This window comes from Virgibacillus chiguensis, from assembly GCF_900129865.1.
GTDB lineage: Bacteria > Bacillota > Bacilli > Bacillales > Amphibacillaceae > Virgibacillus > Virgibacillus chiguensis.
The window spans coordinates 38,667-61,080 of record NZ_FQXD01000013.1; the positions used below are offsets into that span (position 1 = coordinate 38,667).

The 22,414-nt window shown below is 34.4% G+C and carries 15 protein-coding genes, 1 tRNA gene and 1 pseudogene; 11 read left to right on the plus strand and 6 right to left on the minus strand.

What is annotated here, in order from left to right:
- Window positions 1-206: 206 nt before the first annotated feature.
- Window positions 207-279 (plus strand) — tRNA-Val (locus tag BUB45_RS14040).
- 183 nt (window positions 280-462) lie between these two features.
- The gene (locus BUB45_RS14045) at window positions 463-954 is read left to right on the plus strand and encodes a MepB family protein (protein ID WP_073010874.1); all 492 of its coding nucleotides are present in this window, start codon (window positions 463-465) and stop codon (window positions 952-954) included.
- Between the two features lie 152 nt (window positions 955-1,106).
- On the opposite strand, the gene BUB45_RS14050 is transcribed toward BUB45_RS14045, so the two are convergent.
- The 3 genes from BUB45_RS14050 to BUB45_RS14060 all read right to left on the minus strand — a co-directional run bounded on the left by BUB45_RS14050 (window position 1,107) and on the right by BUB45_RS14060 (window position 6,257).
- Window positions 1,107-3,233 (minus strand): RNA degradosome polyphosphate kinase, encoded by a 2,127-nt coding sequence (locus BUB45_RS14050; RefSeq protein WP_073010877.1) that lies wholly within the window; start codon window positions 3,231-3,233, stop codon window positions 1,107-1,109.
- Window positions 3,234-3,645: 412 nt separating this feature from the next.
- Entirely contained in the window at window positions 3,646-5,259 is a 1,614-nt protein-coding gene (locus tag BUB45_RS14055) for a Ppx/GppA family phosphatase (RefSeq protein WP_084723715.1), read from the minus strand.
- Window positions 5,260-5,306: 47 nt separating this feature from the next.
- Window positions 5,307-6,257, minus strand: coding sequence for an L-lactate dehydrogenase (locus BUB45_RS14060; RefSeq protein WP_084723716.1), 951 nt, complete (start codon window positions 6,255-6,257; stop codon window positions 5,307-5,309).
- 714 nt (window positions 6,258-6,971) lie between these two features.
- On the opposite strand from BUB45_RS14060, the gene BUB45_RS14065 reads away from it, so the two are divergent.
- Window positions 6,972-7,583 (plus strand): sterol desaturase family protein, encoded by a 612-nt coding sequence (locus BUB45_RS14065; protein ID WP_425303970.1) that lies wholly within the window; start codon window positions 6,972-6,974, stop codon window positions 7,581-7,583.
- Window positions 7,584-7,789: 206 nt separating this feature from the next.
- Here BUB45_RS14065 and BUB45_RS14070 read toward each other — a convergent pair whose 3' ends face one another.
- Entirely contained in the window at window positions 7,790-10,843 is a 3,054-nt protein-coding gene (locus BUB45_RS14070) for a hybrid sensor histidine kinase/response regulator (protein ID WP_084723718.1), read from the minus strand.
- Window positions 10,844-11,570: 727 nt separating this feature from the next.
- Between BUB45_RS14070 and BUB45_RS14075 the strand changes: the two genes are divergently transcribed.
- The 3 genes from BUB45_RS14075 (at window position 11,571) to BUB45_RS14090 (ending at window position 14,435) form a co-directional block, all read left to right on the plus strand.
- Window positions 11,571-12,701, plus strand: a complete 1,131-nt coding sequence (locus BUB45_RS14075) for a response regulator (RefSeq protein ID WP_073010886.1) — start codon at window positions 11,571-11,573, stop codon at window positions 12,699-12,701.
- Between the two features lie 329 nt (window positions 12,702-13,030).
- Entirely contained in the window at window positions 13,031-13,621 is a 591-nt protein-coding gene (locus tag BUB45_RS14085; protein ID WP_073011090.1) for a class D sortase, read from the plus strand.
- A 139-nt stretch (window positions 13,622-13,760) separates the two neighbouring features.
- Window positions 13,761-14,435, plus strand: coding sequence for a LuxR C-terminal-related transcriptional regulator (locus tag BUB45_RS14090; protein WP_073010892.1), 675 nt, complete (start codon window positions 13,761-13,763; stop codon window positions 14,433-14,435).
- Window positions 14,436-14,469: 34 nt separating this feature from the next.
- On the opposite strand, the gene BUB45_RS14095 is transcribed toward BUB45_RS14090, so the two are convergent.
- Window positions 14,470-15,330, minus strand: coding sequence for a DMT family transporter (locus tag BUB45_RS14095; protein WP_073010895.1), 861 nt, complete (start codon window positions 15,328-15,330; stop codon window positions 14,470-14,472).
- 186 nt (window positions 15,331-15,516) lie between these two features.
- Here BUB45_RS14095 and BUB45_RS14100 point away from each other — a divergent pair.
- Window positions 15,517-15,873 (plus strand): annotated as a pseudogene (locus tag BUB45_RS14100) (aldehyde dehydrogenase family protein); the annotation flags it as partial.
- Window positions 15,874-16,104: 231 nt separating this feature from the next.
- Here the strand turns inward: BUB45_RS14100 and BUB45_RS14110 are convergent.
- Entirely contained in the window at window positions 16,105-17,301 is a 1,197-nt protein-coding gene (locus BUB45_RS14110; protein ID WP_073010903.1) for an MFS transporter, read from the minus strand.
- A 367-nt stretch (window positions 17,302-17,668) separates the two neighbouring features.
- Here BUB45_RS14110 and BUB45_RS14115 point away from each other — a divergent pair, with 367 nt between their 5' ends.
- The 4 genes from BUB45_RS14115 (at window position 17,669) to BUB45_RS14130 (ending at window position 22,400) form a co-directional block, all read left to right on the plus strand.
- Entirely contained in the window at window positions 17,669-18,022 is a 354-nt protein-coding gene (locus BUB45_RS14115; protein ID WP_073010905.1) for a SpoIIAA family protein, read from the plus strand.
- Between the two features lie 353 nt (window positions 18,023-18,375).
- Entirely contained in the window at window positions 18,376-19,287 is a 912-nt protein-coding gene (locus BUB45_RS14120) for a peptidase U32 family protein (RefSeq protein ID WP_342068359.1), read from the plus strand.
- A 215-nt stretch (window positions 19,288-19,502) separates the two neighbouring features.
- Entirely contained in the window at window positions 19,503-20,735 is a 1,233-nt protein-coding gene (locus BUB45_RS14125) for a peptidase U32 family protein (protein WP_073010911.1), read from the plus strand.
- Between the two features lie 102 nt (window positions 20,736-20,837).
- On the plus strand, window positions 20,838-22,400 hold the full coding sequence (locus BUB45_RS14130; protein WP_073010914.1) for a BCCT family transporter: 1,563 nt from the start codon (window positions 20,838-20,840) through the stop codon (window positions 22,398-22,400).
- Window positions 22,401-22,414: the final 14 nt, after the last annotated feature.

Below are 22,414 nucleotides of genomic sequence, written 5' to 3' on the forward strand. Positions count from 1 at the left end.
GTGTGATATGTATAAAAATGTTGGTTTTAACTACGTAGCGCGATATTCGTTCATAGAAATGGTGATACAGAAACTGCGTATAGTGTCATGACCAAAGAAATATGGCGAAATTGACAAGTATTATATCGATTACGATTTCCTACGAATACTTGCAATATCACACGTTCTTATGTATAATAATTATTGTCGCTTTTAATTGATTCTATGATTCCGTAGCTCAGCTGGGAGAGCGCCACCTTGACAGGGTGGAGGTCGTTGGTTCGAGCCCAATCGGAATCATACCTGAGAACGCTTGGTACGAAGGTATCGAGCGTTTTTTGTATGCTATAGTTTATCTTTTTTCCATAGAATTAAATAATAACCTACCTTGATCTTATCACTTTGTAAGTTTTAACTAAATGGCATGATTAGGTGAAACGAACATCGGAAAAGATTTCAAATATGAAATAATGGAGGTAAGTGATGGAGAAATCAATAAAATTAACTAATACCTTACTGTCGTATATGGGAGAGCATGAAATTACATCCATAACGGAGGAAAAACAGAATTCTGAATATAAAGGGTTTAGTTTTAGTGTGTATGAACATACATACCGGAGTCGTTTGGCTAAATTAACCGCAAAGAAAAAGGGGTATTTTGTAGCGTTTTGGGAAAAAGATATAAATAATCACAATCAAGCTTATTCTTATGATGAAAGTCCTAACAAGATCGTTATTTCGGTAATAGATGGTGAACGGAAGGGTCAATTCATTTTTCCAAAATTAGTATTACTTCAAAAAGGTGTGTTGCGTAGTGAAACGTCCAAAGGAAAAATGGCAATGCGAGTTTACCCCTCTTGGGAGCAGGAGCTAAATAGCTCTGCGGAAAAATCTCAAAAATGGCAAATGAAATATTTTATTGATGTTTCAAAAGCAGTGGATATTGCAAGACTAACAGATTTGTATTTCTCTTAAAATGTTAGTAAATTAAACTGCTCCGTCACGTATTGTATTTTAAAAAAATTTAGCGGCGACAAGCAACGTAAACAAATATAAAACACTACCACTTAGACATAAATAGCAACCAGAGGGGATAGAATATGTATTCCCTCTGATTGAATTGCTCGTTATTCCTCGTCTTCTTTAACCATGTAAGCTCTTTTGAATAGCTCCATTTGACTATCTATTTTCGGGGCTTCGTCTGGCTTTTCTACATAATGATATATGCCATTTTGATCTTGCATGCGAGCTTTTACATTGTCATTACTTATAATTTGCAATATTTCGTATAATCTCTGTTTTATGTTGCCATCAATAATTGGAAAAAGTAGCTCTACACGTTTCTCCATATTTCTCGTCATCAAATCGGCAGAAGAAAGATACATCTTGCTATTTTGATGATGATGAAAATAATATATGCGAGTATGTTCCAGAAAACGACCTACAATACTAATGACGCGTATATTTTCGCTGACACCTGGTATTTGTGGGCGTAAGCAACAAATACCACGAACGATTAGATCAATGTTAACTCCAGCACAGGAAGCTTCATACATTTTCATAATCAAATCTTTATCCGTTAAAGAATTCATTTTAAAAATAATATATCCATCCCCGTATTTCTTATGGTTCTCCATTTCTATATCTATATCGGACAAAAAATCTGTTTTCATATCAAATGGGGCCATGGATAATTGATGAAACAATGGTTTTTCTGCATAGCCACTTAAGTAATTGAAGAAGTTATTTGCATCAATACCAAATTCGCGCTTGGACGTAATAATCCCCATATCTGTATAAATTTTAGCGGTTTGATCATTATAATTTCCTGTGCCCAAATGAACAAATTGTTCAATTTGATTATTTCTTCTTCTCACCACGAGTGTAATTTTACTATGTGTTTTTAAATAAGTCATACCGTAAATAACATGACATCCGGCTTTTTCCAATTCCTTTGCCCACTGGACGTTATTTTCTTCATCAAAGCGCGCTTTTAATTCAACGAGCACGGTAACTTGCTTTCCTTGTTCTGCAGCTCTTTTTAAACCTTCTATAACAGGTGAATCTCCGCTTACTCTATACAATGTTTGTTTAATTGCTAATACGTCAGGGTCATCAGCTGCATCGGATACAAAATCGACGATTGGTTCGAAGGATTCATAAGGATGGTGAAAAAATAAATCCCGTTCTTTTGCTAACTCAAACAAATCTTCAGAATCTCCCATATCCTGCGGTGGTTGGGGGATTAATGTTTCATACACTAAATGCTCATGCGTAGGTTCAAGGGACTTGTGAAAACTGAATAAAAAGGTCAAATCGATGGGACCATCTATTTCGTACACATCTTTATAATGAATCTCCAATACGGACAACAGAAAATTTAACATGTTAGGGTCATATTGTTTTCGTTTCACTTCTAGTCGAACAGCGGCTCCCCATTTTCGCTTTTTCAATTCTTTTTCAATTTCTTTTAATAAATCTCGAGCTCCTTCTTCATGAATTGTCATATCAGCGTTCCGGGTAATTCGAAATTCTGTTACAGAGATAACTTTATAACCGGCAAATAATTTGTAAATGAAATGGCTAATAATGTCTTCAAGCATAATAAAATAGGTGATGTTAGAATATGGAATATCTATCTTAATAAAACGTTTTAATACGGAAGGCACTTGAACAATAGCAGTTTTAACAACTTCTTCAAGTTCCACAATATCATTTTTAGCACGTTCATCTTCTAATAATACGGCAAGATTAATGCTTTTATTTGCCAACATAGGGAATGGGCGATAGGCATCCACTGCCATAGGGGTTAACACAGGGAAGACTTGATCATCAAAGTATCGTTCCATGTTTAACTGCATTTGTTGATCGAGGTCATCCATAGTTAGGAATGTAATGTTTTCATCTGCTAACATTGGCACTAGCACATGCTTGAAAGTAGAGGATTGCATGTCAATTAGCTGGTGGTTTTTCTTGGAAATAGCTGCAAGCTGTTCTTTTGGTGTTAAGCCTGCTTTATTTTCAGGTTTGTTAAATCCAGCCTCTACTTGATCTTTTAGTCCTGCAACACGAACCATAAAAAACTCATCTAAATTGGAACTGAATATAGCTAAAAATTTACATCGTTCTAGCAAGGGGTTACGCTGATCCAACGCTTCTTGTAACACACGTTCATTAAATGCTAGCCAACTAAGTTCGCGGTTGTTATAATATTTAGGATCTCCTAGGCGTTTTCTGTTTTCGTTCAATTGCATTCTCTCCTTACCCCTATACGATTTCTTCATTTTCCATCCTACATTATAAGTATTAAGGAATTGTAAATTTATATTCAAGTTTCTTTAAAGATTTTCGTTTTGCGTTTTGCGACGTACGATATTGGAAAAGTTTCGAATAGTAGTCGTTGTATTTGGAGCAACAGAAGTTAAAATCTGTGTTAATGTGGGTGAAGTTCTTTGCTGTATTATAGGGTAAGCATAGTTTTTAGGGGATAGTTTAAGCATAATGACGCGTTCCATCGTAATAAAAACTTGGCGACAATAGATAAAATGGGACAATAAAAAACACCTTCGAAATGATATAATTAAATCAATACAAATCGGAGGTGTTTTTGCGTGGGCAAAACCGAGTTTTTCTAATATTGTAGTTAAAACAATTCCATTTCATTTATTATTGCTGATAGCAAAAGCAAACGTTAATATTTCTGTGAAGTGCTTTTTCCAAGTGTTTTTTTTGCTTTTCAACTTGATATGCTTCTGGCATCCAATCTTTGTCACAGTAAACATGAAAAGTAATCACTTCTTCATCAACAAGCATATCTATGTCTTTTACAATATTTCTCTTCGTCGAGTCAAAGCAGTACGCCAGTTTTAATAGAGCACCTATGGTCTGTAATTTTTTCTTTTCTTTCTTGACAAACCATTCTTTAAACGGTTCTAAATATTGTTTAAATTTATGCTTGCTTTTAAAAGATGCGACAAGTGCAATTTTTAATCGTTCTATATGCATAAGTCCATCTACGGTGCGATTTGCTAGAAGGTAAAAGGTGTGCTGGGAAGAAGACTCTGAATCAATGTACTTGCCAAGGTTGAATACATAGGCACCACGCTTTAATAATTCATAATCGATCTTTCCTATATAACCAAGCCCGCTATTGCGTAAGGCGTCAAAAATTTTTGTTGCAATGGTAATAACTTGGTGAACTTGCTTATAATTTATATTAAAATCAACAATTAATTCATTAAAACTCTCTTCACGTACATTTGGAAATTTGGTGATGCCAAAATCACGCATAATTTGCTCATAAAATATTCCATCACGTAACCCTTTTCTACTTAGCATGAAACTTGTAGCCTCTATATGCTCGTATAAAGTATGAAATACTTCAATAGCAGGCAAAATAATGTCTGCTCTATCTTTACTTAACCCTTCTACTTTTTGTAATTCTTTGAAAGGGAACTTACGTAGGTGATTTTTAACATACCCTATGTCATTTTCTTGAATCCGATACTGATGTACGCCAGCTAATGGATATTTTTTTAATGCTTGGTCAATTTGAATCATATTTCGGGCACTACCGCCAATACCGATTAAATGGACTTGTTTATTGTATAACCATGAAATGGAGGTGAATTGCTGCTGTAGATAGGTTTTAATTTGTTCCATTTCTCTTTCTGTTGGTACGTCGTGTTGGACAAACATTTGTTTCAGAGTCAAAGCACCAAAAGGCATGCTTTTAGAGTAAACTAATTGTCTATCTTTAAAATAAGTAAGTTCTGTACTTCCGCCACCAATATCAATGGTTATACCTTCGGAGACGGTTGTTGAATTGACAACGGCTAAATATCCGTAATAAGCTTCTTCTTCTTCTGAGAGAATTCGTGTATCATAACCGCTTTCTTGTACAATTCTTTGTATGATTTCTGCTTTATTTTCAGCTTGCCTAATTGTTGCAGTAGCGACACATATTATTTCATTTAATTCATATGTATCCGTTACTTCTTTAAAGCTACGTAAAATGTTAGCTAGTATTCCCATTCCTTCTTGGTTAAGATAATGATTTTCTTCTAAGTAATTTCTAAGTCTGGCGACTGCCTTTACATTCTCAATTTCCTGAAAGCGACCGCTCTTTTCTTTAAGATAGATTACGAGACGAATGGTATTCGAACCAATATCAATAATTGCATACTTTTCTTCATTCAATGGGAACACACCTTTTGTCGTTAATGGTTTATTTCGTTCATTATAGCACAAGCTTTCCCATTTTGGTTTTACATGAAACATGCTGTCTTGCTACTTCTTAGTCTTGATTTGCCCATTGTTGTAGGTAATTAATAACCTATTCTTCGCATATAATCTCTTAAAACGGTGTTAGAGTGCCTAAATAATTGCTTTTCTTGTTCTGAAAAATTTAGCTCAACAATGTCTTGGATACCGTTTCGGCTAATTTTTCCAGGCACGCCAGTAGCTATACTTTTTTCTCCATACTCACCGTCTAATATGCAAGAAGCAGGTAAAGTTTGTTGGCTATCATTTAATATTTGGGTTGTAAAGTACGCTAACGCATTGCCTATTCCATAATATGTTGTCCCTTTTCGTTTTAAAATTTCAAAGCCAACGCGTTTCACTTTTTCTACCGTATCATCTAAATCAAGTTTGGTAGCTAGATGTGGCTTCTCATCCAATATTTCTAATAACGGTTTACCACCAATTGTGCAATGTGACCAAACAGCAAATTGGGAATCACCATGTTCACCCATTGTATAAGCTTGTATACTTCGAACATCAATATCAAGTATCTGTGCTAAATATGTTTTGAGGCGGGAAGAGTCGATCGATGTACCTGTTCCAATCACTTGATGACGTGGTAGGCCAGATAACTTCCAGATGTGATATGTAATAATATCCACAGGGTTTGTAGCAATTAAAAAAATGCCGTTAAACCCAGTCTTCATTATCCTGGGGATGGTATCATTCATTATATGCGCTCCGGTTTCCAATGTATCGAGTCGAGTTTGGTTCTCATTTGGTGGAGGGCCAGCACTAACAATAATAATGTCCACATCAGTTGTATCTTGAATAGAACCTGTATAAACTTTCGTCCGTGAAGGAAGAAAATCCATACAATGAATGAGGTCTAGTGATTCACCAACCGCTTTTTCTTGTTTCATATCGATCAATAGCAATTCGTCGCAAATACCTTGGTTTATAAGGGCATATGCCGTACTTGAACCGACAAAGCCAGTTCCTAAAATAGCAACTTTACGTAGTAGTTTGTTCATCAGATCATCTCCTATAATTTAATTTCTATTTCATTAGCACAATGCTTTTTAATGTATAGGAAAAAATAAAATTAGGTGCTTGTGGTAATGAAATAACCGAATAGCCACTTAAAGCTATGGCCTAGCAACTAGGCGACTTTACTCCATTGCTCCATCATCGATTCGCCCTAAGAGAAAGGCCGACTAAAAACAGGCCTGCCCCTGTTTGAGTGGCATGATTTCTTTATTTCCATTGATTCTTTCCATTCGCTACGTTGCTAAACGGACACTTGCGCCTTTGTTCTTTTCGCCGTAGCAAGTAAATAGCTTTTTAATAAAGAAAGTTATTGCCACAGTTAAGAAATAATTATGTCACTAAAAATAATGCTTCAGTAAATGCATTCTATAAACAGGAAAGTATAGTTAGTTAATGGAAATGATGATTAAGTTTGATTATATAATTAATTTATTCTAATCGCAAATTGCGGAACTATTAAAATGTTTAATGAAAACTCCGAGAGGTAAGAGATTATAAAAACAGGTGGAGCTATATAATTTAGAAAGAAGGTAATTCACCCTAACTTTTAATCTTCATCTAACAATGTAGAGGATGAAAAGTATTGATCTTTTAAGAAACGAGAATGTATATGAGAATCGACAAACAAAAAAGGAGATGATAAAATATAGAAAAGTCAGAATAAAAGGTTGTTTAATGATGCTTTAAGGGGGGAAATGATGAAGAAATATGGGAGGCAATTTATTACGTTTCCAGACGTGACAGTAATGGTTATTATTTTTGCGGTCATGTTAGGGTTTACTATTCCGAATTTATACGATTGGAGGATTTGGGCTGCGATTGGTGTAGGTATGATGACATATGCAATTAGTGAATACATGATACACCGGTTTTTATTTCATATTAAAAAACCGAAGAATCCATTCTTATTAAAGATAATTAAGCGCTTACATTATGATCACCACGTTGATCCTGATGATGTGAAATTGCTTTTCTTGCCACTCTGGTTTAGTTTACCTAACTTTATCATTTTAGTATTGATTTGCTATGCTATTACTAGCAATTTGAATTTGACAATGGGCTTTGCAACAGGTGTCATCGGATATTTCTTGTTTTACGAATGGAAACATTTTGTAGCTCACAAGCCAATTCAACCGGTAACAAAAATGGGGAAGCAAATTAAAAAATCACATCTTTGGCACCATTATAAAAACGAAAATTACTGGTTTGGTGTGACACATCGTGCGGTAGATAAAACGATGGGAACATACCGTGACCATAAAAAAGTAGAAAAAAGTGATACAGCGAGGGATTTAGAAAAGCGCGCATAAACAACGAGAGCTATTTTGAAAGTTTACAGCTATTGATGTAAACGAATGCAGATAATGGGACAGAAAAGCTTATAATATTGATCTATGAAAATAGTAAGTAGAGAAAGCTTTCTATAGTCTATGTAGTAGTTACTCTCTAAGGTTATACAACGTCATTAATAAATGAAAAGGACTCATAACATAGGTTTGAGTCCTGTTACAGTAAGTTAGGAAAAAGGTATTTCCATGATGACTGTAGTGCCTTCGTCTGGCTCGCTAATGATGATTAATCCTTTTCCAAACATTTGTTTGAAACGGCGATTTGTATTTGCTAACCCAATCCCTTTACTTTTACTACTTGAATCTTCTAGCAAGCTTTCGACCTTATCCTCTTTCATGCCAACACCGTCATCAATAATAGCTATTTCATAATGGGTTTCAAGTTTGGTGATTCGAATAATGACCTTCCCACCATCAATTCGTTGTAAAACGCCATGTTTTACAGCGTTCTCAACAATTGGTTGAATCGAAAGAGGTAAAATTTGAAAATTGCTATCTTCTGTAATTTCCCATTCAATTTTTAACCTATCACCGAATCGCTCTTGTTCGATATAAAGATAAGAACGGGTAAGTTTTAGCTCATCTTCAACATGTATAAGTGTCTGTGTATTATGAATGCCAAAGCTTAGACGTAAATAGTTTCCAAATTCATGAAGCAAAGTAACCATTCTTGATGTATCAATGGAACCTAAGGAAGCAATCGTATTTAAAGTGTTAAACAAAAAATGTGGTTGTATTTGAGCTTGAAGCCAAGCAGCTTCCGTTTTTAATTGGTCATTAATTGATTTTTTTAATTCCGTTAAAGCGCGAACTCTAGCACGTAACTCTAAAATCTGTGCCGGTTTAGCTATATAATCATTTGCTCCTGCTAAAAATCCTGCATAAATATCCTCAAACTGTTGCCGTGCAGTTAATAACAGGATAGGTAGTTCTGATAGGCTGTATCGTTGTCTTACTGTTTGCGTTAATTCATACCCAGACATGTTCGGCATCATCACATCACAAATGATAAGATCAAACTTGCCAATTTCGATGCATTGTAATGCTGTTTCTCCACTATAAGCTGTCGCCACTTCGTAATCGGTAGATAAGATATTATATAATACTTTAAGGTTTACAGAGTCATCGTCAATAAGAAGAATTCTTTGACGTTCATTATCAATGGAGCTTGCTATAGCTGATCCACAATCGCTTTGGATCACGGACGGAGCAGGATATAAGGTTTCTCCAACAGTCTCATGATCATCTTTATCAAATGTATGGGCAATAGGGATGGTGAAAAAGAAAGTAGATCCTTTATAAAGTTTGGAAGTTACACGAATGGTTCCTCCGTGTAATTCTATTAATTTCTTACATATGCTTAAGCCAATGCCAATTCCACCGTTATTAGTTTCAGGTCTATTTTCTTGTACATAGGGTTGAAAAACCTTTTCCGTTGTTTGTTCACTCATACCTATGCCAGTGTCTTTTACTTGGATCATCGCCATTTTTCCTTTTTGTTTAGCTTCAATTGTTATTTCTCCTTCATTAGTAAATTTAACAGCATTATGCAGGAGATTAAATAATATTTGCAAAAGACGATTTTCATCGGCATAAAGCTTTGGAAAAGAAGGAGAAATATAAACGTTAATCTGTATTTTTTTCCCTTCTATTAGGAATGCAATCATGTCAATTAAACCAGAAATAATTGCATGTAAATCGATTTCTTTTCGTTTTAATGTGATCCGTTCATCTTTTAATCTTGTTAAGTCAACAAGGTCATGAAGCATATAAGACATTTGTTGTCCAACACGTACAAGTAGTTTTAGATGATATTTATTATTTGAAGATAAAGTTGCACTGTCTTTATCAAGGATAGATTGACCGATATTCATCATTGCGTGCAATGGGTTTCGTAATTCATGAGATGTATTCATTAAAAAGACATCTTTTTGTTTATTTGCTGTTTGTAAAGCTTTCGTTTGTTGTTTATTTAGATTTAGCAAATGAGCATAACGTTGCAATAAAACGAAGGCAATTAGAATATTCATTAATAAAAAATCAAATGGGTAATAGGGCATTTCTATAAGGTTGTCATTTAATAACATTCCCCATACTACATTAATTCCATAACTAACAATGAAAAGGAGGATAATGATAGAACCCTGATCTCTTCTTTGTGTAATAGGAGCCATTAGTTTTAACATAAAAATAACAGCTATAATCACAAAAATATTTGCTAACCAAGCTAAAGTATGAAATAGGGAGATTGGAACAATGATAAAAGCTATACTAAAAAGACCGTATATAAGTAAGAAATAAGCAAAGAAACGATCACGTAAAATATACAGAGACTTGATAAAATACAACATAGAAATTAATGTAGTTAGAAAAAATAAATAGAGTAAACGGTAATACCATTCAATTGGGATAGGTAAGTGTATGATGACATTATCGTCAATCAGATTTGTAAATCCTACGGTAGCAAGCATAAAACCAAAATATAAAAGCGTTTTTTTATGCTGCCCTTTACCGAAATAAACAAGACTAAATACATATATGACATGTAAAAAGTAGATGACACTTACTATCATTTGTAATACTGAAAACAAAGAAGTTTCTTTTTGCATAGCGTTTGTTGAACCAAACCATACAGAATCAGTTATACCTCCTATAAAAGGTAATTCGTGGTTGGATACATGTAGCGTCAACTCTACTTCATCTTGATCTGGGGAAAAAGGCACAGAAAAAGTTCCGTACTTTTCTGTCATACTATTTTTCACGTGTGGCTGATTCATTTGAGAAACAAGTTTTCCATCTATATATACAGCAACTGATGAAAGAACTTCTGAAAAACGAAAGGAAAGGAGCTCTGGCCGATTTTTAGGTAACAATATTTTTAATTGGTATGTACCGAAACCGTATGCTCCGCTTTGTTCGTCGCTATTTACATCATTGATCCAGTTATGAGGGAGTTGAACGGCTTTTGTTGTTTCACTATTTATGGAAGGCGCTTGGATGAATAAATGAGGAGAAAAATTCCATGTACCATCTAATAGATATGTTTCCTCAGCTGTTAAGTTAACATCTTGAAAATTAATGACGCCATTTTCTGCAACTGGTTCTTTGGGCGCTTGATGGACATGTATCCAACTAATACGAAATAACATTAATAGTAAAGCGAATAAACTCATGATTAAAAATAATCGGGTTTTGGATATTTGTTCCGTCTTTTGTAACAAAGCTGTTCATTCCTTTATCTAAATGTAAGAAATTTGCTTTTAATAATACTATTTCATTTAGGTTAAGTTAGTATGGATTGTTTTGTTTATTTTTGTGCTGTTTTATAGAAAGCAATAGCGTGTTAAAAGCACCAATTGCAATTGTTGCTTCTATGAATATAGTACTAAAAAGTATAGATTGCAAGGTTAAACTATTCGTTTAAATGGTAAAAAAAGTATATTTATAGTATATTTCATTCGCATCTAATTGTATTGTCGTTCTTCATGTAAGTTGTCAAGACTATTTTTCGATCGCAACGGTAATACACCAACCTGGATTTTTGCAACATACACGTACAAAAAGTATGAACAACGAGGTACTTTAACACGTTTTGTCATATTCTAAAGAGAATATCTTACACTCTAGACATATTCCGTAATTTACTAATAAAAGATAATGTAGATTTTTTCCATCCTATGCTATGCTAAAAGTATATGAAAAAGGTTGAATACAATGCAACAAGATGCATATAAAAGCGTCTTTATGTCTTGAAAGCATCGTATATTAGATGTAAAGCACACTGATTTTTTATCTACATATAGGTTGTTGTAAGGAACAAGGATAAATAATGTATGACCTTATACTACAATAAGTATACACAGTAGATAAAATGACCTAAAAGCCCAATTCGTTTTAAGTATGTTTTTACTATAAAACGTAGGTAGGTTTGAAAGGGAGGCTACCGAATTGAAAGCCATTCTTGTAGATGATGAACAAATGGCATTGGATTTTTTAGAACATTTATTAAAGGAACTTGATGGAATAGAAATTGTCGATAAACTTACAAATCCTTTTTTTGTAAAAACAAGTATAAGTAAAAATAATCCAGAGGTTGTATTTTTAGATATTAATATGCCACAAGTAAATGGACTGGAATTAGCTGAGCAAATTTTGGAACTAGATTCTAGCATCCATATTGTATTTGTGACGGCGTATGACGAATTTGCTATTAAAGCATTTGAAATTAATGCATTAGATTATTTGTTAAAGCCTATTCAAAAAGACCGTTTAAAGAAAACGATTCAACGCTTGGAGGGGGATATTTTATTTCATAATGAAAAGAGTATGTTGCAGCAGGATCGTTTACGCCTGAATGTTTGTGGTAGTTTTTCCATCACAAAAGCAAATAGAGAAGTGGACTTGATCTCTTGGCGAACTTCAAAAGTTAGAGAGTTGTTTCATTATTTGCTTCATAACAGAGGGAAACTAGTAAGGAAATCATTATTAATTGAATTGTTATGGGGGGAGTTGGATCCAGAAAAAGCTTATGCACAACTTTATACAGCTATCTATCATGTTAGAAAAACATTAAAGCAATACCCAGATAATTTTCAACTGGAAAATATGACAGAAGGATATATTTTATCTACTCAAGCCATCGATATCGATATTGAATTATGGCAAAAAAAACTGGCAGGTTATGCATCTGTTGAAAAGAATAATATTGACCGTTATGTTGAAGCAATGGAATATTACACAGCGCCTTATTTTGATGACTATGATTATTGGTGGGCAGAAAATGAAAAGATTAGATTCGAAAGAGTATGGTATAGAACAGCGATGCAGATAGCTAAAGTTTTTACATCTATTTCGTCCTATGATAGAGCAATAGAATGGTATAAACGCATTTATGAACGCTACCCAGAACAAGAAGAAGTACATTTTGCAATAATGAAGCTGTATTCTTTCAGGAACGAAACAGAAAAAGTGGAAAGGCAATATGCTTATTTAAAAACATTACTACAAACGGAATTAGGGACTAGCCCAAATACAGAAATTACAAGTTGGTACCGTCAGTGGAAAAAATATCATATGTAAAAGTGAATGTATAGACATTTGTATATCTTAAATAATTGTAATTAATTACTCATTATAAACTGTAAAGAATTTGTAAAGGAGGGAAAGGTATAATGTATTTTGGTATAAATTACTAGGTTGTTGGTATGATTGTTTAAAATAAGTTAAATTTTAGTTGGCTCAAAACGTGAAATTTGTCATGAAACCAATCTATCATAGAGGTTATAACTCTTTTTATACGCTAAGGGGCTCTCATGACTTCTATGGAGCGGCTATCTGTTGGGGGAAAATATTAAAACAGAATGCTGCAGACAAGTTTTCTAATATGGAGGAAGAAGAAAGCAATGAAAATTACTAAACGTAGCATAGGTATTTGCTTCATGATTGCTGGAGTAATATTCGTGTCAATCCCGTTTTATTATGAATGGAAACAAGCAAAACAAGTTGCAGCATTAGAAGAAGCTTTAGCGCTGGTGACGGAATCGGATGAGAATGCTGTTGATTTATCGTCGATAGAAGATCTCCCGTTTTCAGAAGAAGAGCTAAAGGGCGTAATTGAATTAGAGATCCCTTCCATTGACCTCAAACAAAAAATCCTAACCCAAACTACGGAAGAAAATTTAAGCATTGCTTTAACACAAATTAAATCAAATCAAACACCGGGAGAGGGTAATTTTACCGTTGCTGGTCATAGAGGGTATCGAGGAGATCGGCATTTTAGACAACTACCTAATGTAAAGCCAGGCTCTAAAGCTTTTTTACACACAGCGAAACAAACTTTTATTTATGAAATTAAAACATCAGAAGTAATTGAACCAACAGCTGTGGAAGTTTTGGATGATCGTGCAGGTGAAGATGAGCTTACTCTTATCACATGCACCCTCGATGGTAAGGAGCGAATTGCAATTAAAGGAACGCTAGTAGGAAAAAATGATTTATGATCATGATAAAAAACGAGCAAACAAGGAATATAGCTATGTCATTTTTAGTGTGCTTATATAAAACCTCTAGCCCAACACCTGTGGAAACATAGTTCTATAGGATTTTACCATAAAAGTTCTATTGGAGGTGAAGTAGAAAATGATAAATGTACTTATGATGAATACAAGCGACATTTTTACACAGGGATTAAAAATTTTATTAGAAGGCGAAGACGATCTGGAAGTTTTAGAAGTCTCCGATCGAGAATCCAATTTTATTGAACAGATAAGTGATTTTGAACCAGATATATTGCTAGTTCATTTAGTTCATGGAGTAAGTGATACATTAAAAAAACAAATAAATGAAATAAGAGAAAAGTATAAACAAATCAGGGTTATATGTATTTTTGTATCCTATGATAAGAAGTTGATCAAGGAAGCTTTAACTTTAGGGGTAAAAGGCTTTTTACTAAGTCACAGTAGTGGAGAGGGGCTTATTCATTCCATTCGAAGCGTGTGGCAGCATCAATATGTGTTTGCGGATGAAATTGTTACGGAAATGATTGACTTTTTAGGAACAGAGTGTATGAACAAAAAAGAAAAACTTAGCCGTTTTTTTTCTTCGCAAAATATGGATATGAATGATAGAGATATTGATATATTATTTTTAATTTATAAAGGGTATAAAAATTTAGAAATAGCTAATGAATTGAATTTGTCAGAAAAAACAGTTCGAGACTATGTGAGCAAGGTGTATAAAAAATTACAAATAAATCATCGTCATAAAGTTAAAGCATATTTGACATCCATTATACACGAAAAAATGAAAGAATAAAACAGACAAACTTCTCAAAAGAAGTTTGTCTGTTTTATTCTAGTCGACTTTGTTGATTGTTCTTCATAAACATATACAAAGAAGCGCTGAAAATGGTGAGGTAACCGATGATACTTAGTACATCTGGTATTTGTCCAAAGAGGGCTATACTGATTAATGCAGAATAGACAACTGTGGAATAGAAAAAGATAGATATTTCCTTCGCTGGTGCGTATTTGTAAGCAATTGTTATGCCGAATTGCCCTACAGTAGCAAAAATACCCGCTAATAAAAGGTAAACCCATTGTTGCCAAGACATAGGTTCATAAAATGCGATGACAAACGGTAATAAAATTACAGTTGTAAAAAATGAAAAGTAAAAAACAACAGTGTAAAATTGTTCTTTTCTACCTAACACACGTAAAACGGTATAAGCTCCTGCTGCAAATACTGCTGAGAGAAAACCTGCAATATAGGGGATAATTTCTGATGAAAATGTCGGTTTAATAATGAACAGTGTTCCAGCAAAAGCAATGATGATCGATATTACTTGAAATAATCGTGTTTTCTCTTTTAAAAAGAGAGCTGCAAAGATGATGGTGAGAAAAGGACTCATTTTATTAAGCATATCTGCATCCGACAGAACTAAATGGTCAATGGCGTAAAAGTTAAGCAAAATCCCTACAGCTCCTAAACTTGACCGAAGCAGTAAAAATTTTTGGCTGTCTTTTTTTCCAAATAAGCTTGCACCATAATATTTTACGAATCCAAATGCAATGACCATAGATATTGCATTTCGAAAAAGTGTTTTTTGTACTGTTGGAACATCGCCTGAAAGCTTAATAAAAGCTCCCATCATAGAAAAACCAAACGCGGACAATAGTAATAAAATAATACCTTTATTACGGTTACTCATAGTTGTCATCTCCAAATTAGTGAATTTATTAAAAACGACAGCTTTGTCATAAAAACTTGGCGACAAGCCAAGTTTTTTCTAAAGTACTTCAACAAAGACATATTCTTTCATAAAAGTGATTGAATGTCTAGAGAAAACAACTCATCCTACACGCTTAAAAAACTGGTAACAAATTTGTAGCAATTTTACTTTGTTAAACCGAATGTTTTTGCAGAAGTAGAAGATGATATGCAGATAGCAAGAGAAGAAATATTTGGTCCTGTTGTTGCTGTTTTCCCATTTGATACGACAGAAGAAGCAGTTAAAAGAGCAAATGATAGTCAATATGGGCTAGCAGCTGCCGTTTGGACTGAAAATATCCGAACAGGACATCAAATTGCAAGAAGGTTAAAAGCGGGTACCGTATGGATGAATGATTGTAATCAGGAAAATCCTGCTGCTGCATTTGGGGGATATAAGCAATCAGGTATAGGCCGTGAGATGGGAAAGTATGCACTCGACAATTATACAGAAGTAAAAAGCGTTTGGGTTAATTTACAATAAAGTAAGTATTGCTAAGTAAAGGCATTTCATAATCGATTCATTTTCTGAGCTTGTTACTTGATGGAAGAAGGGAGTCGTTTGAGGAAATTACCAGCTATAAGCAAATGCAACATAGAACAAGCCGACTATAAAACGTTCGAAATTGCACTCTTTCTGAGAAAACAATCAAATTTTGGATATATAGATACTAATACATACTTTGAAAAATCTGCTGATTTCAGTACTATGATGCTAATAGTAAACTTTTTTGTTCTTTTTTAAAACAGCAATGACAAAAAGGCAGGATGAAAGGAACATAACAAGAGCGAGGATAACGATTGTAATCCGCAGTGATAGGATATCAGCTGTAATACCTATTGCTAAGATAAATAAAACTTGCAGCGTACTTTGTATGAACTGGAATATACTAGTTACCCTCCCCATAATATCTACCGGTACATTATTTTGATAAAATGTCATGATGCCTGCATTTAGATATACTAAAAAAAATCCTAAGATTAAAAAACCAATAACAATGGATGTGAAAGACCAAGAGAAAGCGTAAATGACATACCCAACTGCAGTCATAATAATGCCAATGCTTATCATGTTTCTTATGGAGAATTGATTTGAAAATACAGATAATAAAATAGCACCTAAAACAGAACCAAGCCCCGTTAAGCTAATTAACAGACTATATTCAATTTCAGATAGACCTATAATTTGCTGTGTGAAAACGACTTCTTGTGCATCCATAGCAAAGGTAAACAGCATAATAAAAATAAAGCCCAGATAGATATAGCTTACATATTTGTTTTCTTTTAGAAAGCGTTGTACCACAGTAAAATCTTTTATAATTTGCGAAAAGGTCAAATTAGGGATTGCTTCTTTTACAATGTATTCAGTCTGGGAGATAAATAACAATAAAATGGATGCTAATAAAAAGGATATGGCGTTGAGCCAAAGCGTTATCTCTACACTTATTGATAAAATAAGTGTACCACCGATGGCTGGGCCAATGATAAAGGCGCCAGAACTAGCAAATGAATGAAAAGAGTTGAAGCGTTTTCTTTTTTCGTTTGGAACGAGAATCGTAATGTAAGTAGTTGATGCAGGATGGAAAAAAGCGTTCGCTATACTCAGAACGACAAGGATAATATAAATGACAAGCATGTTTGGTGCAAAGGGGATGAGGCTGATAAAAACAGCTCGGATTATATATGTTACGATCATTACATAGCGCTTACTCCGATAATCAATAAAACTTCCTGTCCAGAACTTTGTGAGTATATTTGTTAATGGTCCGATAATCCAAAGGCCTGCAACTGCGGCTGCTGAACCAGTAAGCTGATAAACAATGATGTTAATAGCTACTAAATGGATAAAATTACCAATACTTGAAATGCTATTGGATAACAATAATAATATCGGATTTTTCCAATTATTCATTCCGAAGTTCTCTCCCCATTTTATGTTAAGGAAAGTATAGCATAAAATTTCACCGACAGTGATAACGAAATTTTTAATTAACTACTAATAAAAAATTGTATATACAAGCAGCGATAATTATATTTTTTTAACTATAAACGAAAAACGCCTTATACTTTTTCCTATATTGAAGAAAGAAGTTTGCTTTATCCTTGCTGGGTACCTATATTTTTCATTTTAAAGACAGTATGAAGTATAATACGTCTTAAATTTCCCCATTTTGCCCATAAGACATTTGATGCTGTCCTAAAATTTACTAGTGAACTATGTTTGATGGAAAACGCCCTTGGGAAAACATAACTAAGATCGCAGTAAAGGAGTGGGAAAAATGATTAAAATAACCCCAGCAAAGGTGGATAATGCAATTGAAATTGAGGTGCAAGGAAAAGTAGAAAAAGAGGATTTGAATCATTTTGAAGAATTTTTTATGCTGAAAAGACAAGAATATAATAAAGTTAATATACTTCTTCTACTTGATAAAATGGAAGGAATGACTTTAAAAGGTGTTTTGGAAGATTTGAAAATGATACAATATTTAAAATATATACAAAAATTGGCAATTGTGAGTGATAAGAAGTGGATAGAAATAGGAGTTAAACTGGAGAACCTGCTTCCAGAAACAAAAGTAGAGCATTTTACACCAGACAATGAGGCTCAAGCGCAACAATGGTTAAGTGAATAAGATTTAACTTTCATTGTATTGGTGTGAAACAAACTGGCTTTGTCAATTCCTACGCTGTTGGTTACAGTGTAGGTTTTTTTCGCTGTTGGCTAATAAGTATAAATGGTGGATGGTAAATTCTTAATGAGACACGTGCTACTACTATGTGAGGGGATTTTTTACATATATTAACAAAGGAATTGACGGATTTATTACATGTTTGTTTATGAACGTCGCCTCAACACGTTTTATGGTATTATAACGGAGGGGTATTGATTGTGAAACATATGAATTAAAGTACAATCAAGCTCTTACACAGTTAGTAATGAAAAGATTTACATGAATAAATATATATTTAAGGATGATTGTGAATGATCGAACTTATAGCGACAGCAGAATCAGTGAACCAAGCAAAGTCATTATTAAATGCTGGTGTTGATACATTATATGTTGGAGAGGATACATTTGGTCTCCGTTTACCAGCAAGTCTATCGCGAGAAGAAGTGAAGGAAATATGTTATATAGCACATGAAAATAATAAAAAAGTATGTGTCGCAATGAATGCTATTATTCATAACGATCGGATTAAGTTAATTCCTGGCTATTTTGAGTTTTTACAAGAACTAATGGTTGATTCGGTAACTATTGGTGATCCGGGAGTTATCCATTTACTACACAAGTATCAAGTGCAATTACCATATGTGTATGACCCTCATACGATGGTTACGAGTGCAAAACAAGTGAATTTCTGGGCGCAGCGTGGAGCCAAAGGTGCAGTACTTGCAAGGGAGTTAACGTATCAAGAATTAAATTCTATAGCTACCAATGCGATAATTCCTGTGGAAGTGCTTGTCTATGGAGCAACTTGTATTCACCATTCAAAGCGGCCCCTACTTACGAATTATTTTAGTTATACAAAACAGCAAAACGTGAATAACAAAAATTTATTTATGGCAGAAGCGAAAAAACCAACAACACATTATTCGATTTATGAAGACATCAATGGTACACATATATTTGACACAAATGATATTAACTTATTACCTTATTTAGAAAAATTAGCGCATGCACGGATTTTAAAATGGAAACTAGATGGGATCTACACACGAGGACAAGCATTTGTAGAGATTGCAAAGCTTTTTGTTCAAGCAAAACAGGCGTTTGTAGATAATGGTTGGAGCGATCAGTTGCAGGAAAATTTAACAACAAAATTAATGGAAAATCATCCATATGAACGAACGCTGGATGCCGGATTCTTTTTAAAAAATCCAGAAGATGTGCAGTAATGCGTTGTTTGCATTATAGGAGGAGCTAACATTTTAGTGTTAACTTATAAAACAAAATTTTTTGCCATGGGGCTTGGATATAAGCCAAGGCGTAGATTTTGTTAACCGAATGTATTTGACTCCCAAAATAGGTAGGTAGCTTTGAGTTTATTTCAAAGGCTCTTTATTTTAATTGAAATTAACTTGATGAATGAGTGAAGGAAGGTTTGTGAATCATGCAAGTTTTAAAGAAAAAGCCAGAAGTTTTAGCGCCAGCTGGAACATTAGAAAAATTAAAAACAGCTATATACTACGGTGCAGATGCTGTTTACATTGGTGGGAATGCATACGGATTACGAAGCCGTGCAGGTAATTTTTCGTATGAAGAAATGCAGGAAGGGGTTGCCTTTGCCAAAAGACATGAAGCGAATGTGTATGTTGCTGCAAATATGGTAGCTCATGAAGGAGATATGAAAGGAGCTGGGGATTTCTTTCGAACGATAAGGGATATTGGGGTCCGTGCAGTTATTGTCTCAGATCCAGCTTTAATTGAAACGTGTATGATAGAAGCGCCGGGACTTCCGATTCACTTATCGACACAATCTTCTGCAACGAATTATGAGACGTTGAACTTTTGGAAACAAGAGGGTTTGGAGCGCGTTGTATTAGCAAGAGAAGTTGGAATGGATGAGATTAAAGAAATACGAAATCATACAGATGTAGAGATTGAAGCATTTATCCACGGTGCAATGTGTATTTCATATTCTGGGCGTTGTACGTTATCTAACCATATGTCTGCTAGAGATGCAAATCGAGGTGGTTGTTCCCAATCCTGTCGTTGGAAATATGATTTGTTCGAGTTGGAGCATCAAGGCGTTTGCCAAGCTTATACAGATGAGGAAACGGATGAACCATTCTCCATGAGTGCGGTAGATATGTCTATGATTCACCACATTCCCGACTTTATTGAAAATGGCGTAGATAGTTTGAAAATTGAAGGAAGAATGAAATCAATCCATTATGTTTCTACGGTAGCAAATGTGTACCGCAAAGCTGTTGACAGTTATTGTGAAGATCCTGCTCATTTTACATTCCAGCAAGCTTGGGAAGATGAACTTTGGAAAGTGGCACAACGTGAATTATCAACTGGTTTTTATTACGGAACGCCGAATGAACAGCAGCAATTATTTGGACGTCGTAGAAAAATTCCGGTATATAAATTTGTTGGTCAAGTATTGGAATATAATGATGCTTCCAAAATAGCTACTGTACAACAACGAAATAGTTTTTCTGTCGGAGATAAAGTAGAGTTTTACGGCCCTGGCTTTACACATGTTTATCAAACAATAAATCAGATGTGGAACGATGAGGGTGAGCCTATAGAGCGAGCTGCTCACCCAATGATGAAAGTCCGTGTGCAAATGGATGCACCTGTGAAGCCATTCGATATGATGAGAAAAGCAAAATAGTAAGATGAATTTTTAATATGTGAAAAACCGTACTAACGTTTACAAACTTCTTCCAAGTGGTATTACAAAAAGTAAACTTAATCATACTTGGAGGTTGTTTGTTTGAGTACAAAGCGTAAAGGAAGGCAGCAAAAAAAATTAATTGATTATCAAATTTTCTTACCGGCACTTTTCATCATTATTGCTATTAGCATTCCCTTATCATTGTATGAAGATGAATCGCTGAAAATTTTAAATATGATATTTAATAAATTAGTAGATGTGTTTAGTTGGGGCTATCTTTGGTATGCAATTATCTTAGTAGGCGTAGCGTTTTATTTATCTTTTTCAAAATACGGTAAAGTGGTGTTAGGAAATCCTGCTGATAAGCCACGGTTTACATTATTTGAATATGCGTCTATTTTAATTGCTATGGGTTTAGGCTCAACGATTATGCGTACAGGCATGACGGAGTGGGCGAATGTTGCGGTTAACCCACCATTTGGAGTCGCTCCTCAGTCAGCGGAAGCTATACTGTGGGGGAATTCATATAGTATGTTTTTATGGAGCTTTCAAACATTTGCTATCTTTGTGATGGCTGCTCCAGCAATGGGGTATATTTTACATGTGAGAAAGAGTCCAGTCATGCGGATATCTGAAGCTTGTCGTGTTATTTTCGGGGACCAATTTACAGATGGTGTCGGGGGCAAAATTTTAGATGTTATCTTTCTAATAAGCATTCTAGCAGGAGCCGCTGTAACATTAGGACTGGGCGCGCCGATTGTTACTTATAATCTTGCTGAACTATTAAACATAGAAATAAACTTTACCCTAACGTTTATTGTTACAGTTGTATGGGTGCTTTTATTTTCGGTGAGTGCTTATTTAGGGATAGAGAGAGGAATAAAAAAGTTAAGTACATTTAATATGTATCTTGCTGGTGCATTTGCTTTAATCATTATGCTAATAGGACCTGGTGTTTTTATCCTTAATTACTTTACGGACAGTGTTGGATTTTTAGTGTCTAATTATGTCGATATGTCTTTTCATACAAATGCTTTAAGTATGGGTGGGACTTCGCATATAGAAAGTCAGACTATATTTTGGTTTGCTTATAATGCTACTTGGGCCATGTTGCACAGCGTATTTGCGGCGAAGATTTCTTATGGTCGTACGATTAAAGAAATGATATTAACGTATTTAATGGCTCCAACTTTTATTTCTTGGGTAGCAACAGGTGTACTTGGTGGTTTAGGTGTAAACAGTTATTTGTCAGGTGATGTTTCCGTCTTAGATACGGTAGCAAATAATGACGCTATGCAAGCTATTCCAGATATATTATCGTCGTTACCATTTTCAACGATCGTGCTTATCATGTTTATTACGATTGCAATGATTTTCTTAACGACTACATTAGATTCTACTACGTATACTATCGCGTCTTATACGAGTACCGAAAATATGAGCAAAGTGGAACCATCCAAATATTTACGCATCATTGTCGCTGCTGTTATTACAGTGCTGGCGTTAATTTTAATGCGAATAGGTGGTTTGCCGCCGTTAGAAGTTGTTTCAGGATTATTGGGGCTCCCAATAATTGTTGTTCAATTTCTAACGATATATGCTATTAAAAAAATGATCGATGAAGATAAAGCTTGGAAAACAAATGTACGTGATGAAGAATAAGTTGTTTAAAAGAT

Excerpts from the sequence above, each read along its gene's own strand:
- BUB45_RS14090 (WP_073010892.1), top strand. The coding sequence starts at position 13,761 with ATGATAAATGTACTTATGATGAATACAAGCGACATTTTTACACAGGGA.
- BUB45_RS14055 (WP_084723715.1), bottom strand. The coding sequence starts at position 5,259 with ATGTTTCATGTAAAACCAAAATGGGAAAGCTTGTGCTATAATGAACGA.
- BUB45_RS14060 (WP_084723716.1), bottom strand. The coding sequence starts at position 6,257 with ATGAACAAACTACTACGTAAAGTTGCTATTTTAGGAACTGGCTTTGTC.
- BUB45_RS14050 (WP_073010877.1), bottom strand. The coding sequence starts at position 3,233 with ATGCAATTGAACGAAAACAGAAAACGCCTAGGAGATCCTAAATATTAT.
- BUB45_RS14045 (WP_073010874.1), top strand. The coding sequence starts at position 463 with ATGGAGAAATCAATAAAATTAACTAATACCTTACTGTCGTATATGGGA.
- BUB45_RS14095 (WP_073010895.1), bottom strand. The coding sequence starts at position 15,330 with ATGAGTAACCGTAATAAAGGTATTATTTTATTACTATTGTCCGCGTTT.
- BUB45_RS14125 (WP_073010911.1), top strand. The coding sequence starts at position 19,503 with ATGCAAGTTTTAAAGAAAAAGCCAGAAGTTTTAGCGCCAGCTGGAACA.
- BUB45_RS14110 (WP_073010903.1), bottom strand. The coding sequence starts at position 17,301 with ATGAATAATTGGAAAAATCCGATATTATTATTGTTATCCAATAGCATT.
- BUB45_RS14115 (WP_073010905.1), top strand. The coding sequence starts at position 17,669 with ATGATTAAAATAACCCCAGCAAAGGTGGATAATGCAATTGAAATTGAG.
- BUB45_RS14065 (WP_425303970.1), top strand. The coding sequence starts at position 6,972 with ATGAAGAAATATGGGAGGCAATTTATTACGTTTCCAGACGTGACAGTA.